Source organism: Pseudomonas sp. N40(2020), assembly GCF_014472415.1.
GTDB lineage: Bacteria > Pseudomonadota > Gammaproteobacteria > Pseudomonadales > Pseudomonadaceae > Aquipseudomonas.
Map to the genome: position 1 here is coordinate 20653 of NZ_JACSZV010000038.1, position 16133 is coordinate 36785.

The window sequence follows — 16133 nt, forward strand, 5'->3', positions numbered from 1 at the left end:
AGAAGCGACAAGGATGGGACGAAATCAACTTTTTTTGGCGTTCTCGTAAACACTGCTGCGCTCGCGTTTACCTACCGCGACAACAGAGACCACGACTCGCTCATCGATTACCTGATAAACCAAACGGTAACCGGAAGCCTTGAGTTTGATTTTGTAACAGTCGGGCATCCCGTGGAGCGCGTCCGCTGCGATTCTCGGCAGCGTCATTCTTTCGGCGAGCTTCTTTTTGAATTGATCTCGGAGTGTGTGTCCCAGCTTGTTCCACTCTTTAAGTGCCGACGGCAAAAACTCGAGCTTATAGGTCATCCAGGCTTACCGAAATAGGCGTTTCATGGCTGCGCGAACGCACGATTTCAGCCAGCTCCAAATCATCAAGCCGCTCCATCATTGCCTCGTAAACATCGGCTGGCACCATGTAGCCCATGACGCGGTTGTGGTTCAGAACGGCCACAGCCCCACCCTGTGCGCCGCTTAAAACAGCAGATGGGTTTTTCTTCAACTCGGAAACACTGACAGCCATATCGGCCAGAACATTTTGCATAATAAAAGACCTCAATTGAGGTCGTGATATTGGTCCATTTTTTGATCATAGACAACCGCAAAACGATCCGGCTAAAAGTGCTCGCCATTCAGTTAGTCCTACCGCCCCTTACGCAATAACACATCCAACTGATCCACCACCTCCGCCCAATCGGCATCACCCAGAATCTCGTCGCGCAAAAAACCTGCCTGACTCTTGCTTCAGAAAAACGCATCCGCCAGGTGCAGTTCGGGTTTGAGTGGGGAGTGTGTGGCGATGAATTGGTCGATGCTGGTGGGGTCGTTGTTCAGGCCGAGTTGTTTGAACAGGGATGGCAGACTGTGGGTCGGGCTTTCCATTAAGCAACTCCTTCAAAAATGTGGTGTGTGGAAGATTCATCGCGAGCAGGCTCACTCCTACAGGTTGAACGCGTTCCCATTGTAGGAGTGAGCCTGCTCGCGATGGCGTCAGCAAACCCGCTACAAAAATTAATGACTCAACTCTCGCACCTCGGCATGCGGCACCATTTTCAAAAACTCGGGCATGCTCATGTGCAGGAGGTAGTTGTGGTTGCCAGCCTCCAGATAGATATCTTTCTGCCGAGTCAGCAGCGGGTCGATGACCATGTCCAACCCGTAGGAATCCCCCAGCGGCGGCACCGCGCCGCGCTCGCAGTCGTCGAAGATGTGCGCCAGGTTGCTTTCGCGAGTCAGTTGCCATTCGCCGCTGTTGCGGACCTTGCTCAAGTCCAGGTGATGACTGGCCGGCAGCACCGCCATCAGGTAATGCCCGTGGTGGTCGTCGAGGATCACCGATTTCGCCACGCGCTCGGCGGGCACCCCGGAAACCCTTGCGGTTTCGAGGCTGCTGGACGAGTGCCGGTGGGCGACGATGTCATATTCGCAATGCGCCCGGGTCAGGCTGCTTTGCACCTTTTTGGCCATACGCATGATGCACCTCGGTGTTGCGCTGAACGCTGTTGCCGTGTCTTTGAGTCTAGTTCGGCACACCGCTGGCGCAGGGAAATCCGCCCACTGGACACCTGCGCACATTACTCAAATTTCAGGCCGATCGAGTTACTCAAGGGAATGACGGATTTGTCGGGTAAATCCTGAAGGCCTCAACCACGCGGCGATTACTTCACGACATCCGGTAACGTTGCGGCCATTTCTGCTGCCGGATACACCGACTCCCATCCCCCACCCAACGCCCGGTACAACCCGACCATCGCCAGCGAAACCCCGGTGGAGCTTTCCACCCACTGCTCCTGAGTCGCGAGCAACGCGCTCTGCACGGTGAGTACGTTGACGAAATCGACCACGCCTTCGACGTATTGCTGTTGCGCGGTGCGCAGGGCGATCTGATTCTGGCGCACGGCTTCGGCGAGGCTGTCGCGGCGACGCTGGCTGGCGTTGTAGGCGGTCAGTTGATCGTCGATCTCGTGCCAGGCGCGCAGTACGGTTTGCTGGTAGCCGATGGCCGCTTCCTGTTGCTGGGCTTCGCGCAGGTGCAACATGCCGCGCAGGCGGCCGCCGTCGAACAGCGGCAGGCTGAATTGCGGGCCGATGCCGAACGCGCGCGAGCCCCACGAACCGAAGTCACTCAACTGCATCGCTTGCGAGCCGAGGTTGCCGGACAGGGTGATGCGCGGATAGAAATCGCCCTTGGCCACGCCGATGTTGGCGGTGGCCGCATGCAGCCGCGCTTCGGCCTGACGGATGTCCGGACGGCGCTCGGCCAGTTGCGACGGCAAGCCGATGGCGACCGTGAGCGGCGACTGCGGCACCGCCGCGTCTGTGGATAACGCCTTGGCCAGGGCTTGCGGCGGCTCGCCCATCAATAAGCTGATGGCGTTGATCAGTTGCGATTGACGCTGTTCCAGCGCCGGCAGGCGCGATTCGATGGCCGCAACTTGCGCGGCGGCTTCGGCGACGTCCAGATCCGTCGCCACGCCATCATTCAGACGCAGCTGTGAGAGCTTCAGACTGTGGCGGGCAACGTCGAGATTTTGCTCGGTGACGGCGCGGGTGTTCTGCACGCCGCGCAACTGAATGTAGTTCTGCGCAGTGTCGGCGAGGACGGCGAGCAGCACTCCGCGACGGTCGTTTTCGGCAACTTCGAGGTTGGCATCGGCAGCTTCGGTTTCGCGGCGCACGCGGCCCCAGAAATCCAGCTCCCACGAGGCCGAGAAACCGGCGTCCCACAGATTGAACGCGGAATCGCCGTTTTGCCCGGACGGATCGTTCAAGCCCTCGCCACTGTTGCGCTTGCGTGCGTAACTGCCGGTGGCGGCGGTGTTGGGGTAGCGATCAGCGGTGATTACCTGACGCGCGGCGCGGCTTTGTTGCAGGCGGCTGCTGGCCAGTTGCAGGTCGAGGTTACTGCGCACGGCACGTTGAGTCAGGGCCGAGAGTTGTGGGTCGTTGAAGACTTCCCACCAGCGTTCGTTCAGCGGTTCGCTGACGGCTCGGCTGGGGGCGGATTTGGCGGGTTTTGCCCAGTCGGCGATTTGCGTGGCTTCGGGTTTCTGGAAGTCAGGCCCCACTGTGCAGGCGCTGAGACTTACCGCGAGCAGGGCACCCAAAGCGAGTTGCTGCCAGCGGCCTCTTCGCGAGCAGGCCCGCTCCCACATTTTGGAATGCGTTTCTCCTGTGGGAGCGAGCCTGCTCGCGAAGGCGTCAGTTCGTTCAAAGAAGCTCATCGCTGAGTCACCTCGCGCACCGATTTCGCCGAGCTACGCGTATCGATACTCGCCTCGACCGACATCCCCACACGCAACCGCTCGGCCAGTGGCTGCCCAGGCTCCAGCACAATCTTCACCGGAATCCGCTGCACCACTTTGGTGAAGTTGCCGGTGGCGTTATCCGGTTTCACCGCCGCGAAGGTCACGCCGGTCGCTGGCGCAATACTCTCGACGCGGCCGCTCAGTGCCTCGCCACCAAGGCTATCGACGCGCACTTGCACTTGCTGGCCCGGTTGCACGTCCGTCAATTGCGTCTCCTGAAAGTTGGCAACCACATAGGCCTGCTGCAACGGCACCACCGCCAGCAGCTTGCTGCCCGGCGTCACATAGGCGCCAACGCGCACGGCACGCTCGCCGACCATGCCGTCCTGCGGCGCGGTGATGCGCGTGTAGGAGAGTTCGAAACTGGCGATTTCCAGCGCCGCCTGTGCATGTTTCAACGTACCTTCAGCAGCATTACGCTGGGCGGTGAGGATTTCCACCTGCTTGCGCTCGGCCGCCAGTTTCGCGCTCGCCGTGTCCAGCCGCGCGGAGGCCTGATCGATACGCGTACGGGCCTGCTGCGCGTTCTGTACCGTACCGGCACCCACGCCGGCGAGGTGGTTGTAGCGATTCAATTCCTGCTGGGCAAACGCCATTTCAGCCTTGGCCGAGACCACCGAGGCCTGCGCCTGAGCGATCACCGAGGTCTGGCGTTCGAGCGTGGCCTTGGCGTTCTGCAACTGCGCGCGCGCGACCAGGGTTTGCGCATCCGCGGCCTCAGCGGCGGCACGCAAATCACGATCATCGATCAACGCCAGCAACTGCCCGGCCTGTACCCGTTGGTTGTCTTCTACCAACACTTCCTTGATGAAACCGGCCACGCGCGGCACCACTAAAGTGAAATCAGCGGAGACGAAAGCGTCGTTGGTATTTTGCTGGGTACGTTTGCCAAAAAGGCCGGGCACCGCCATATACAACAGCACGCCCACCGCCAGCGCAGCAGCGACGGCCACCGCGAGTTTTTGCTTTGCTTGAGTCGTCATAAAAACCTTCATTTTCAGTACAGCAATCAAGTCGGTGCGCGTGGCGGGAAGATCCGCGTCGGCAGCCAGAAAATCAGCAGGATCAGCGCCACTGCAACGCCGGCCATGCACACATAGAGATCAGAAGAAGTCAGCACCACGGCCTGTTCATGCAGGCGATGGGCAAGGCCCGGATCGCTGCGGTCGGCCAACGGTGAGTTGCCGAGGCTGTCGACCAGCATGGTCGAGTGAAAATGCAGACGCGCCGTGGTCAGCGCCTCGAGCACCCCGGTGGCGATCACTGCCGCCAGACCTTTCACGGTGTTGAACCAGGCCGAGGCAAACGGCCCGTCCGTTGGCTGGATGCTGCCGGTGGAGAGCATCAACAGCGGCAGTACCGACATCGGCTGACCGAAGATCTGCAGCCATTGCAGGACGTAGAAATTGTCGCGAATCCATTCCGAGGTCAGCAGCGAGCCGCCCAAACAGGATGCCGTCAGCATGCTTAAACCGATGCCAAGCACCCAGCGGCAATCGACCCAGCGCAGGTTGCACATCGCCGCCACCAGCGGCAGCGCGATCAACTGCGGCAACGCCGCGATCAGCATGATCGGCGCGGTCTGCACCGGGCGATAACCCTGCACTTGCGCCAGATAGCTCGACGGAATCAACACCACCGCTTGCAGCACCACCAACACGCCGGCCAGGGTCATCAGCGCGAACGCCAGGTTACGGATGCCGAGCATCTGCAACTTGAAAAACGGAATCGGCTGCGACCACTCGTTGATCAGGAACGCCACCAGCAGCAGCGACCCCGAGCCGAGCAGTGCGCAGATCAGATCCGACTCGAACCAGTCCAGCCGATTGCCCTGCAACAGGCCGATCACCAGCATGCAGATCGCCGGAAAACCCAGCAGCAGGCCTTTCCAGTTGAACGTCTTGAGGCGCTCCAGCCGCAGCGGGTCCTGCGGGATACCGTAACCGACCATGACCATGGCGATCAGGCACGGCACGATGATTTGCCAGAACGTCCATTGCCAGCCGACGTATTCGGTCCACAACCCCGCCAGCGGCGTGCCAAGGCCGGGGCCGAAGGTGGCCGTCAGCGCGTAACCGGCCAGGCCATAAAGTTTGAAGTTCGGCGGCAGGAAGCGCAGGGCGACGGTCATCAGCATCGGCGGCAACGCGCCGCCAGCCAGACCTTGCAGGGTGCGCATCAGCAGCAGGCTTTCGTAGTTCGGGGCAAAGGGGCACAGCACGCCGAGCAAGGTGAACAGGCTGATCGCGCAGAGGGTGAAGCGGCGCAGCGAGAACGTCACCGAGCACCACGGCGCGAACGCCATGGCCGCGACCGAGGTGGCGGTGTAACTGGCGACGAGCCAGGTGCCTTCGTCGTAACCAATGTTCAGCGCGCCGCGAATGTCGGCCAGGGCGACCTTGGTCACCATCTCGTTGAGGCCCGACACCAGCACCGCGACCAGCACGCCGACCAGGCCGATGATGATCCGCGCCCCGAATGCCGGTGGCGCGGCCGCCGTCGCCGGGCTGGTCGCGGCCATTGGCGCCGGGACCGTCAGGGATGTCATGAATGCAAACTCCGGAGGGAAAAATACCGGAGCATCTTAGTCGGGCTTAGTGCTGACGAAAATTGACTTATTGGCAGGATATAAGTGTGTCAAACACAACGATTAACCCTGTAGGAGTGAGCCTGCTGGCGATGGCATCGTTTCAGTCGATATCTACGTTGACTGATACACCGCTATCGCGAGCAGGCTCACTCCTACAGGGGTTTGTGTCGATTGTGGGATTAGGGTTGCGCGGCGAGCCAGGTCTCATCGCAGCAAGTCTTGAGGGTTTCACGCAACCAACGGTGCGCCGGGTCCTTGTCGAAGCGCGGATGCCAGGCCTGGGTCAGCATCAGGGTCGGCAACGGAATCGGCAGGTTGAAGGAGCGCAGCTTCAAGCCCAACCGCCGCACGCTCAACAGCGCTTCCTTGGGCACCGGCAGGATCAGGTCGGAATCCGGCAGAGCAAACATCGCCGCATGAAAACTCGGCGCAATCACTGCCACTCGCCGCTCCAGCCCAAGCGCATTCAGAGCCGTATCGATCGGCCCACGCGCAATGCCACGCCGCGACATGCTGATGTGGGAAAAACCGGCATAACGCTCGGCAGTGATTTCGCCGTCGAGCAGCGGATGATCCTCGCGCACCAGGCCGACGAAATGCGTGGAAAACAGGTTCTGCACTTTTACTTCCGGGGTCACCGGGCGGGTGTTGCTGACGCTCAGGTCGATCCGGCCTTCTCGCAGCGCTTCATCGTCGCCATCGCCTTCCGGGACGAAGCGCAGTTCACAGTGCGGCGCCTGCTGGTCGAGGGTGTCGAACAGTTTGCCGCCGTACACGCCGATGAAAAAGTCATTGGCGCGAATGCTGAAGCGCCGACGCAAACTGCCCAGTTCCACAGTGTCCGCCGAACGGAACAACAGCGCGGCCTGCTCGACCACATCACGCACCTGTTCACGCAACTCCAATGCTTTGGGTGTCGGCACCAGGCCCCGGCCGGCGCGCACCAGAATCGGATCGCCGATGGCTTCGCGAATGCGCGTCAGGGTTCGGCTCATGGCTGCCGGGCTGAGGTTCATCCGTCTGGCGGCGCCAACCACGCTGCCCTCGTCGAGCAAGGCGTCGAGGGCGACCAGAAGGTTCATGTCCGGGAGTTGCATGCTGAGCACTCATGGCTGATCTGGATTGATCTGTGCGCAATGCTAGCAAACATTCAGCTAATGAGGCGGTGGCCGGACCGACGCTTTCGCGAGCAGGCTCGCTCCCACATGGGAATGCATTTCAAATGTGGGAGCGAGCCTGCTCGCGAAGGGGCCGGTCGGAGCGCGACAAATTACCGCTGCATCCCCCACCGCTTGACGGTCACCCGTTCCAGCGTGTCGAACACCAGATTCTCCACCAGCAACCCGATCAGGATCACCACCGCCAACCCGGCAAACACTTTGTCGGTATACAGCTCATTGCGATTCTGAAAGATGTACCAGCCCAGGCCGCCCTTGCCGCTGGTCGCACCGAACACCAACTCAGCGGCGATCAACGTACGCCAGGCAAACGCCCAGCCAATCTTCAGCCCGGCGAGAATCGACGGCAGCGCCGCCGGGATCAGGATAAACAGCACAAAACGCATGCCCTTCAAACCGTAATTTCGCCCGGCCATGCGCAGGGTTTCCGAGACGCCGAGAAACCCTGCATAGGTATTCAACGCCAGCGCCCACAACACCGAATGCACCAGCACAAAAATCAGGCTGTTCTGCCCCAGCCCAAACCACAGCAAGGCCAGCGGCAGCAGGGCAATCGCCGGCAGCGGATTGAACATCGAGGTCAACGTGCTCAACAGATCGCGACCAAACTGCGTCGACACCGCCAACGTGGTCAGGGCAAACGCCAAGACAATGCCAATCAGATACCCCTTGAGCAGCACCACCAGCGATATCCACACCTTGCCCAGCAATTCGCCGCTGAGCAGACCGTCGTAAAGCGCATGACTGGTCTGCACAAAACTGGGCAGCAGCAGATCGTTGTTCTGCACCCGGGCGACGATTTCCCACAGCACCGCGAGCAAAATCAGGATCAGGCTTTTACGCAGCCAGCCCTGTTGCCATAAGCGTTGACCGATAGGTAATTCGCGCTCGACCGGTACGCTGGTCAGCGGCTGCAGCACGGTTTCGAATTCATGTCTTACAGATGATGATTGGCTCATCGGGCAATCCTCCAGGCCGCTCAATAAGCGATGCGAATGTCGTTGAAGTCATGGTCGAGCTCGGTTTCCGGCGACTGGCCTTCATCGAACAACAGCCGATGAATGCGCCGTGCCGACTCCTGAAACGCCACACCGCCAAGGCTTTGCAGGTTGTATTGATGGCTATGGACTTCCGCCCTCACCCGCCCCGGATGCGGCGACAGCAACAGGATGCGATTGCCGACCACCAGCGCCTCTTCAATCGAGTGGGTGACGAACAACAGGGTGAAGCGCACTTCCTCCCAGAGCAGCAGCAACTCCTCCTGCATCTTGCGTCGGGTCAGTGCATCGAGTGCGGCGAACGGCTCGTCCATCAGCAGGATTTTTGGCTGCATCGCCAGCGCCCGGGCAATCGCCACCCGCGCTTTCATACCGCCGGACAAGGTATGCGGATAGGCATCGGCAAACGCCGCCAGACCGACTTTTTCCAGATAGTGCAGTGCACGTTCTTCGGCTTGTTTTTTCTTCAGCGTGCGCGAAGCGAGCAGTGGAAACATCACATTCTGTTTGACGGTTTTCCACGGCGGCAGTTGATCGAATTCCTGAAAAACTACTATCCGGTCAGGCCCCGGCGCATCAACGCGCTGGCCTTGCAGGCGGATCTCGCCTTCGCAAGGCTGGATGAACCCCGCGACGGCTTTGAGCAAGGTGGATTTACCGCAGCCGGATGGGCCGAGCAGCACGAAGCGATCCTGTTGATCGACTTCAAAACTGACCTGGTGAGTCGCTCGGACGACGCGTTGCGGCGTGCGGTATTCCAGGCTGACCTGGTCGACCGCCAACAGCGCTTGCGCCGTGGCGACCGGGTTGCTGGCCGCGTGGCCTTGCAAAGGGGCATTCATCTTGGTCAGCTCCCTTGCAGCGGTTTGGCGTCCTGGAAGAAGTAGTCCTTCCACGATTCAGGCTTGTTCTTGATGGCGCCGACGCGGTAGAGGAATTCGGCCAGTGGGTAGGTATTTTTCGGCGTGACGCTGAATTCGAACTGCGGGTTTTCGATGATTTTCAGCAAGGCGGCGCGGTCGATTTTGGCTTTGGTCACGCGGATGTAAGTGTCGGCCGCCGCGCCTTTATCGTTCTGGGCGAACTGCGCAGCTTCGGTCAGCGCTTCGACGAAGGCTTTGTAAGTCTTCGGGTTCTCGTTGCGGAATTTCTCGGTGGCGAACAGCACCGTAGGCGAGTTCGGACCGAGCACGTCGTAGGAATTGAGCACGACATGCACGTTGGGGTTTTCCAGCGCCTGATCCTGGAACGGCGGGTTGGAGAAATGCCCGGTCAGCTCGGTGCCGCCGGCAATCAGTGCAGCGGTGGCGTCCGGGTGCGGAACGGCGATGGTGTATTTGTCGAGACGATTGAATTCCTTGTCGCCCCACTGCTTGGCGGCCGCGTATTGCAGGAAGCGCGACTGCACGGAGACGCCCACCGCCGGGACCGCAATGCGATCTTTCTCGGTGAAATCAGCAATGGTCTTGACCTTGGGATTGTTGCTCACCAAGTAGTACGGAAAGTTGCCCAGCGAGGCCACGGCTTTGACGTTCTGCTTGCCGTGGGTGCGATCCCAGATGGTCAGCAGCGGGCCGACGCCAGCGCCGGCAATGTCGATGGAGCCGGAGAGCAGCGCATCGTTGACCGCCGCGCCACCGGACAACTGCGTCCAGTCGACCTTGATGTCGAGGCCTTCCTGCTTGCCGTACTTCTCGATCAGGCCCTGATCGCGCACCACGTTGAGCAATAAATAGACGATGCCGAACTGCTCGGCGATGCGGATTTCACCTTCGGCGTGAGCCACGGTCGGCGCCACCAGGCTGCCGGCAATCAGACTGAAACCCAGGCCGATGGCCGCGGCCAGCGGCGCAAATGGAAGACGTTTGGACATGATCGAATCTCCGGCAAATCAGAAAGGCGCGTCGCCCTGAATGGTCGTGCGATACAGCTTGCGGCGCAGGTGCGCAGGGCAACCGGCGGCGAGATGGATCAGGGAACGGTTGTCCCAGAACACCATGTCGTGGGGCTGCCATTGGTGGCGGTAGATGTTGTGCGGCAGCACGCTGTGGGCGTAGAGCTCGGCGAGCAGTTGTTTGCTCTCGTCGTGCGGCAGGCCAACGATGCGTGTGGTGAAGCCTTCACTGACGAACAGCGACTTACGACCATTTTCCGGATGGGTGCGGGCAATCGGGTGCACCACTTCGGCGACTTGGGCGAGTTGCTCGGGAGTCAGGGTCGGGCGCCAATTGCCTTCGAATTTGGTCTCGCTGTAACGCGCGGTGTAGGAGTGCGCAGCCGAGCGGCCCTCCACCGCTTTGCGCAGCGCCTCGGGCAGGCTGTCCCAGGCTTTGTGCATGTCGGCAAACAAAGTGTCGCCACCCTCCGACGGCAACTCCTGCGCATGCAGCATCGAGCCGAGGCTCGGCAGCTCTTTATAGGAAAGGTCGGAGTGCCAGAACTTGCCGGCATCGCCCAGACCGATGTTCTGGCCGTTCTCGACGATGTTGGAAACGATGAGGATTTCCGGGTGGTTGGCCAGCAGGAACTGCTTGAGCACGTGGATCTGCAACACGCCGAAGCGGCGGCTGAAGTCGATCTGCTGTTGTGGGGTGATGCGCTGTTCGCGGAACACCACGACGTGGTGATCGAGGTGCGCGCGGTGAATGCGCGAGAAGTCCTGGTCGTTGACCGGACGGGTCAGGTCGAGGCAGATGATCTCGGCGCCGACGGCACCGCTGAACGGGCGAATTTCGAAGGTTTGCGGCGCGGCGGTCGCGGCGCTTGGAGTGGCAGTAGCTGCGGACATCTTTCAATCTCCCACGCACGGCGCGCTCATGGGCGCGCGCGTCGATCAGAAACTCACGCTGGATTGCGTGTTGGTTCAGGTCGTGCGGCGCGCCGATTGGTCGGCAGGTACGCAGGGGAGTGACTTTATAGCTATAAGAATTGGAAATTAAATACCGTTAGCGAATAACGATATGGCTAATGGTGAGGAATGGACGGGATGGTGAGTGACGGTTTTTGTCACTTACTGACAGGGATGTGGAGTCAGGACTGCCGCCATCGCTGGCAAGCCAGCTCCCACAGGGTTCTCAGCTGGACACAAATATGGGCCCGATACAAAAACCTCTGGGAGCTGGCTTGCCAGCGATGAGGCCAGTTGCCAATGAAGATCTACCGCTCGTGCAACGCCTCGGCACGCGCCCGAATGATCGGCTTGAGCAGATAACTCAACACCGACTTCTTGCCGGTGATGATGTCCACTGACGCGACCATCCCCGGGATGATCAACAACGGCTTCTCATCGGTGCCCAGGTGGCTGCGCTCGGTGCGCACCTTGATGATGTAGTAAGTGGTTTTCTTGTCTTCGTCGGTGATGGTGTCGGCGCCGATCTGCTCCAACTGGGCTTTCAGCCCGCCGTAGATGGTGTAGTCATACGCGGTGAATTTCACGATCGCTTCCTGCCCCGGATGCAGGAACGCGATGTCCTGCGGGCGGATCTTGGCTTCGACCAGCAAGGTGTCGTCCAGCGGCACGATTTCTACCATGTCGCTGCCCGGCTGGATCACGCCGCCGATGGTATTGACCAGCAACTTGTTGACGATGCCGCGTACCGGCGAGGTGACCAGCGTACGGCTGACCCGGTCTTCCAGCGCTTTGCCGGTGGCCTGGGCCTTGTTCAGGTCGGTGCGGGCTTCGTTGAGCTGGGTCAGCGCTTCGCTGCGGAATTTGCCGCGAGTCTCGTCAATCTTGCGCTGCACTTCCTTGATCGCCGATTCAGCGCGGGGAATAGCCAGAGTCGTGGCGTCGAGCTGACCACGGGTTTCCACTTCGGCACGCTTGAGACGCAGCACTTCTACTGGGGATACCGCGCCCTGCGCCACCAGTGGCTCGGACATGTTGATTTCCTGCCGTTGCAGGCCGAGTTGCTGGCGATATTGCGCCTGCTTGGAGCTGAATTCGCGCAGCTCTTGCTGGCGCTGGATCAACTGCTCCTGCAACCCGCCGATCTCGTCGTGCAATTGCTGGCGGCGGCTGATGTAAAGGGATTCTTCGCTCTTGGCCTGACCCGGCACCGCTTTGACCACGTCTTCCGGGAAGTTCAACGGACGGTCATCGACTTCGGCGCTAAGGCGCTCCACGCGCAGCAACATCGACTGCCGATCGGCTTCGGTTTCGCCGACGTTGGAGGCAAATCGTGTGTCGTCCAGACGAATCAGCGGCGCGCCGGCCTCGACGATCTGGCCTTCCTTGACGAACAGTTCGGCGACGATCCCGCCCTCAAGGTTCTGGATTTTCTGGATCTTCGACGAAGGAATGGCCTTGCCGTCGCCCTTGGTCACTTCGTCGATCACGGCGAAATTGGCCCAGAGCATCAGAAAGACGAAGAAGCCGATGATCGCCCAGATGGTCAGGCGAACGACGCGCGGGGCGTCTTCTATCAGCGCCTTGTTGACCTCCGGCAGTGGCTGACCCTGCAGCGATGCGGAGCCTTTGAAGTAACGACGGATCGAATCCTTGACACCCGACTTAAGCAACACTGATCTGCCCCTTCTTCAACGCTTCCATCACGGCGGCTTTCGGGCCATCGGCGAGAATCTGTCCACGGTCGATCACCAGCAGGCGATCCACCAGCGACAGCAGTGATGCCCGGTGTGTCACCAGCACCACGGTCTTGTTTTCAATCACCGCCGCGAGGCGTTGCTTGAGGCGTTCTTCACCGGTGTTGTCCATGGCGCTGGTCGGCTCGTCCATCAACAGAATCGGCGGATTGAGCAACAATGCCCGGGCCAGGGCGACGTTCTGGCGTTGGCCACCCGACAGGTTCTGCCCGCGCTCGCCGACTTGCAGTTCATACCCTTGCGGATGCAGACGGGCGAATTCGTGAACGCCGGCCAGTTCAGCGGCTTGCAGTACCAGCTCGTCTTCTACATAGCGCGCGCCGGAGACAAGGTTGTCGCGCAGGGTGCCGGCGAGCAACTGGATGTCCTGCGGCACGTAGCCGATGTTGTAGCGCAGTTCGCTGACGTCGATCTGGCGAATATCCACGCCGTCGACCAGCAACGCGCCGTCGTCCGGCTGATACAGGCCCACCAGCAGTTTCGCCAGCGAGCTCTTGCCTGAACCGCTGCGACCGATGATGCCGATCTTCTCGCCGGGACGGATCACCAGGTTGATGTTCTTCAACGCCGGGTTCTGTTGTTCCGGGTAGGTGAAGTTGAGTTGACGGCATTCGATGGCGCCTTGCAGAACCTTGCGGCTCAGTGGGCGCTCTTCGAAGTTGCGTTCTTGCGGCAGCTCCATCATCTGGTCGACCGAGGTCATGGTCACCCGAGCTTGTTGATATCGGGTCAGCAGACCGGATAGCGAGGCCAGCGGGCTCAGTGCGCGGCCGCTGAGCATGTAGCAGGCAATCAGGCCGCCCATGCTCAGATGACCGTCGATGATCTGATAGACGCCGAAGACAATCATGATCACCCCGGCCAGTTGCTGGATCAGCAGGGTGATGTTCATCGCCAGACCGGACAGCATTTTCACCCGCAGCTCCAAGCGGCTGAGGGTGCCGATGGTTTGTTCCCACTGGTATTGGCGTTCGCTTTCGGCGTTGTTGACCTTCACCGCGTCGAGGCCGGCGAGGGTTTCGATCAGGCTCGATTGACGCTCGGCGCCGAGGGCCATGGTTCGCTCCATGGTCGCCACCAACGGCTTCTGCAGGGCATAGCCGATCAGCAGAGCGATCGGGAACGCCAGCACCGGAATCCACACCAGATGCCCGCCAAGAATGGCGATGACGATGAAGATCAGGATGGTGAACGGCAAATCGATCAGGCTGGTCAGGGTCAGCGAAGCGAGGAAGTCACGCAGGCTCTGAAACTCGTGGATGTTCTGGGCGAAGCTGCCGACCCGCGCCGGGCGGTATTTCATGGCCATGCCGACGATGCGTTCGAACAGCGTCGCAGAGATGATCAGGTCGGTTTTCTTGCCGGCCAGATCCAGGCACAGGCTGCGCAGGCTTTTGAGGATCAGGTCGAAGATATAGGCGCCGGTGATGCCCAGCGCCAGCACCCACAGGGTCGCTTCGGCCTGGTTTGGCACTACGCGGTCGTAGACGTTCATCACGAACAGCGGCGCGGCCATGGCAATGATGTTGATCAGGAAACTGGCGGCGATGGCGTCGGCGTACAGCCAGCGCGAACGCTTGAGGGTGTCGCGGAACCACGAGCGGGCGCGTGGAATCAGCGTGCCGTGGTTGACGTCGAATTTGTGTTGCGGCTGGGCGAAGAAGACTTTGCCGGTGTAGTCATCGGCAAGCAGTTCGCGGCTGACCACCGATTCGCCGCCATCGCTTTCGCTGAGCAGCACCCGGGCCTGGTTTTCATCCTGCCAGCCAAGCAGCACAGCACTGCGGCCGTCCTTGAGCAGCAACAACGCCGGCATGGCGATCGCCGGAATTTCTTCCAGCTTGCGTTGCAGCACCCGACCTTGCAGGCCGGCGCGAGCCGCCGCGCGGGGCAGCAACTCGACACTCAGACGTTGTTTGGGCAGCGGCAGGCCGGTGGTCAGCATCGCCGCGCTGGCGGGTTTCTGGTGCAGCATGCAAAGGGCTAGCAGACCGTCCAGTAACGGATCGTCGTGCAACGCGCGTGGATCATGACTGAGATGAACTCGACTGACTTCTGATTCCACGCTCGACACTCTTTGGCAATTGAAAAGGGATAACTCAATTCATCCCAGGCAACTGGACCTTGGGCTTCACGTCGTTCTGCACAACGGATGCCAACGGTGCGACCACTCCCTGGCTTCTGAGCAACTCGCCCATGGTCGCCTTGATTCGGTATTGAGTAAATAACTGAATGTTTTTGATTTCAGCCAGACGCCGCGAAGCGGTGAACAACTCGTTTTCGCTGTCGAGCAAGTCGAGCAAGGTACGTTCGCCGAGGCTGAACTGACGCTGGTAGGCGGTACGCACCGAGGTGCTGTGATCGACGTATTGCTGAGCGATTGGCACCTGGGCGTTAGCGTTGTTCAGGGCGTTCCAGGCCAGGCCCAGCTCTTCATTCAACTGACGCAGGGCGTTGTTGCGGATGTCCAGCGCCTGGTTTGACAGGTACGACTTGGATTCCAGATCAGCTTTGTTGCTACCGCCCGAATACAGGTTGAAGCGCATGCGCAACATGGCCTGCCATTCGTTGCTGTGGCCGTTCTGGCCGTCGAGATCGTTGTCGGCGGTGCGGCCCAGCTCGGCGTCGAAGCGTGGGTAGAACGTCGACTTGGCGGTTTGGTATTGCTTCTCTGCAGCAGCGATGTCGGACTCGGCCGAGCGCAGGATCGGGCTGTTTTCCAGCATTTGCGCGCGCGCTTCGTTGAGGTTGGCCGGCATCATCGCCATGAACGGCGCCGGACGCTCCAATTGATCAGGCATCTGGCCGACGGCGCTGAGGAAGTTGGTCTCGGAGTCGGCGAGGTTGGTCTGCTCGGTGATCAGGTTGTTGCGGGCCTGAGCCATCCGCGCTTCGGCCTGATCGAGGTCGGCGCCACTGCCCACGCCACGCTGGGTACGCAGCTGAATCTGGTCATAAATGCGCTGGTGGCTCTTGAGGTTTTCTTCAGCCAGTCGCACGAATTCGCGGCGGGTCAGCACATCCAGATAAACCTGGGCCACGGTTAACGCAGTGCGCTCCGAGGTGCCCAGCAGCGAGTAAGCGCGGGAGTTAACGTTGGCTTGTTGACGCCCGACTTCACTGGAGGTCGCAAAACCGTCAAAGACCATTTGCGAAAGACGTAAACTTGACTCGCTGCGGTTCAGGGTTTCCCAATGATTGCCGCCACCGTTGGCGCGGGTGGTTACGCTGTCGGTGCCTTCACGGCCATAACCGCCCAGCAGATCGACCTTGGGCAGGTATCCCCCCTTCGCTGCCTTTAATTGATAATCCGCAGCTAAACGACTGTTGACCCCTGCCTGGATTTCCGGATGGACATCCAATGCCTGTTGCATGGCTTCTGGTAAGGATTGTGCTTGTGCGAAAGACGCGGCGAGAGCGAAGGGTAGAGCCTTGAACAAATGCGAACGCATGGTAA

General features: G+C 60.4%; 14 protein-coding genes and 1 pseudogene. All 15 read right to left on the reverse strand.

The annotated features are described in order from the left end of the window. Nucleotides 1-24: 24 nt before the first annotated feature. Complete coding sequence (locus tag IAI51_RS21605) at nt 25-306, reverse strand: type II toxin-antitoxin system RelE family toxin (protein ID WP_187680308.1); 282 nt, start codon at nt 304-306, stop codon at nt 25-27. After that, nucleotides 296-541 (reverse strand): type II toxin-antitoxin system Phd/YefM family antitoxin, encoded by a 246-nt coding sequence (locus IAI51_RS21610; RefSeq protein ID WP_187680309.1) that lies wholly within the window; start codon nt 539-541, stop codon nt 296-298. The genes IAI51_RS21605 and IAI51_RS21610 overlap by 11 nt, the downstream gene beginning before the upstream one ends. Nucleotides 542-639: 98 nt before the next feature. Further along, a pseudogene (locus IAI51_RS21615) lies at nt 640-879 on the reverse strand (DUF2789 domain-containing protein). Nucleotides 880-1008: 129 nt separating this feature from the next. Next, nucleotides 1009-1470 (reverse strand): aminoacyl-tRNA deacylase, encoded by a 462-nt coding sequence (locus IAI51_RS21620; protein WP_187680310.1) that lies wholly within the window; start codon nt 1468-1470, stop codon nt 1009-1011. Between the two features lie 185 nt (nt 1471-1655). Then, complete coding sequence (locus IAI51_RS21625) at nt 1656-3221, reverse strand: efflux transporter outer membrane subunit (protein ID WP_187680311.1); 1566 nt, start codon at nt 3219-3221, stop codon at nt 1656-1658. Further along, a complete protein-coding gene (locus IAI51_RS21630) occupies nt 3218-4288 on the reverse strand; it encodes an HlyD family secretion protein (RefSeq protein ID WP_187680312.1) in 1071 nt (356 codons plus the stop codon). The genes IAI51_RS21625 and IAI51_RS21630 overlap by 4 nt, the downstream gene beginning before the upstream one ends. A 26-nt stretch (nt 4289-4314) precedes the next feature. Beyond that, nucleotides 4315-5853 (reverse strand): MFS transporter, encoded by a 1539-nt coding sequence (locus tag IAI51_RS21635; protein ID WP_187680313.1) that lies wholly within the window; start codon nt 5851-5853, stop codon nt 4315-4317. A 221-nt stretch (nt 5854-6074) separates the two neighbouring features. Beyond that, a complete protein-coding gene (locus IAI51_RS21640; RefSeq protein ID WP_187680314.1) occupies nt 6075-6992 on the reverse strand; it encodes a LysR family transcriptional regulator in 918 nt (305 codons plus the stop codon). Nucleotides 6993-7165: 173 nt separating this feature from the next. Continuing rightward, nucleotides 7166-8032, reverse strand: coding sequence for an ABC transporter permease (locus IAI51_RS21645; RefSeq protein WP_187680315.1), 867 nt, complete (start codon nt 8030-8032; stop codon nt 7166-7168). Nucleotides 8033-8052: 20 nt separating this feature from the next. Beyond that, entirely contained in the window at nt 8053-8913 is an 861-nt protein-coding gene (locus tag IAI51_RS21650; protein WP_187680316.1) for an ABC transporter ATP-binding protein, read from the reverse strand. A gap of 5 nt (nt 8914-8918) precedes the next feature. After that, entirely contained in the window at nt 8919-9944 is a 1026-nt protein-coding gene (locus IAI51_RS21655; protein WP_187680317.1) for an ABC transporter substrate-binding protein, read from the reverse strand. A gap of 18 nt (nt 9945-9962) precedes the next feature. After that, nucleotides 9963-10859 carry a TauD/TfdA dioxygenase family protein gene (locus tag IAI51_RS21660; protein WP_187680318.1) on the reverse strand — a complete coding sequence of 299 codons (897 nt, stop codon included), beginning with the start codon at nt 10857-10859 and terminating at the stop codon, nt 9963-9965. A gap of 368 nt (nt 10860-11227) precedes the next feature. Then, nucleotides 11228-12595, reverse strand: coding sequence for an HlyD family type I secretion periplasmic adaptor subunit (locus IAI51_RS21665; protein WP_187680319.1), 1368 nt, complete (start codon nt 12593-12595; stop codon nt 11228-11230). Beyond that, nucleotides 12585-14741 (reverse strand): type I secretion system permease/ATPase, encoded by a 2157-nt coding sequence (locus IAI51_RS21670; protein WP_187680320.1) that lies wholly within the window; start codon nt 14739-14741, stop codon nt 12585-12587. Before IAI51_RS21670 ends, IAI51_RS21665 begins: the two co-directional genes overlap by 11 nt. A gap of 34 nt (nt 14742-14775) precedes the next feature. After that, the gene (locus tag IAI51_RS21675) at nt 14776-16128 is read right to left on the reverse strand and encodes a TolC family outer membrane protein (protein ID WP_187680321.1); all 1353 of its coding nucleotides are present in this window, start codon (nt 16126-16128) and stop codon (nt 14776-14778) included. Between the last annotated feature and the right edge of the window lie 5 nt (nt 16129-16133).

What these genes read in the sequence shown, in the direction of transcription:
- IAI51_RS21610 (WP_187680309.1), bottom strand. Translation starts at nt 541, where the DNA reads ATGCAAAATGTTCTGGCCGATATGGCTGTCAGTGTTTCCGAGTTGAAG.
- IAI51_RS21650 (WP_187680316.1), bottom strand. Translation starts at nt 8,913, where the DNA reads ATGAATGCCCCTTTGCAAGGCCACGCGGCCAGCAACCCGGTCGCCACG.
- IAI51_RS21660 (WP_187680318.1), bottom strand. Translation starts at nt 10,859, where the DNA reads ATGTCCGCAGCTACTGCCACTCCAAGCGCCGCGACCGCCGCGCCGCAA.
- IAI51_RS21635 (WP_187680313.1), bottom strand. Translation starts at nt 5,853, where the DNA reads ATGACATCCCTGACGGTCCCGGCGCCAATGGCCGCGACCAGCCCGGCG.
- IAI51_RS21640 (WP_187680314.1), bottom strand. Translation starts at nt 6,992, where the DNA reads ATGCAACTCCCGGACATGAACCTTCTGGTCGCCCTCGACGCCTTGCTC.
- IAI51_RS21630 (WP_187680312.1), bottom strand. Translation starts at nt 4,288, where the DNA reads ATGACGACTCAAGCAAAGCAAAAACTCGCGGTGGCCGTCGCTGCTGCG.
- IAI51_RS21655 (WP_187680317.1), bottom strand. Translation starts at nt 9,944, where the DNA reads ATGTCCAAACGTCTTCCATTTGCGCCGCTGGCCGCGGCCATCGGCCTG.
- IAI51_RS21605 (WP_187680308.1), bottom strand. Translation starts at nt 306, where the DNA reads ATGACCTATAAGCTCGAGTTTTTGCCGTCGGCACTTAAAGAGTGGAAC.
- IAI51_RS21625 (WP_187680311.1), bottom strand. Translation starts at nt 3,221, where the DNA reads ATGAGCTTCTTTGAACGAACTGACGCCTTCGCGAGCAGGCTCGCTCCC.
- IAI51_RS21645 (WP_187680315.1), bottom strand. Translation starts at nt 8,032, where the DNA reads ATGAGCCAATCATCATCTGTAAGACATGAATTCGAAACCGTGCTGCAG.
- IAI51_RS21675 (WP_187680321.1), bottom strand. Translation starts at nt 16,128, where the DNA reads ATGCGTTCGCATTTGTTCAAGGCTCTACCCTTCGCTCTCGCCGCGTCT.
- IAI51_RS21620 (WP_187680310.1), bottom strand. Translation starts at nt 1,470, where the DNA reads ATGCGTATGGCCAAAAAGGTGCAAAGCAGCCTGACCCGGGCGCATTGC.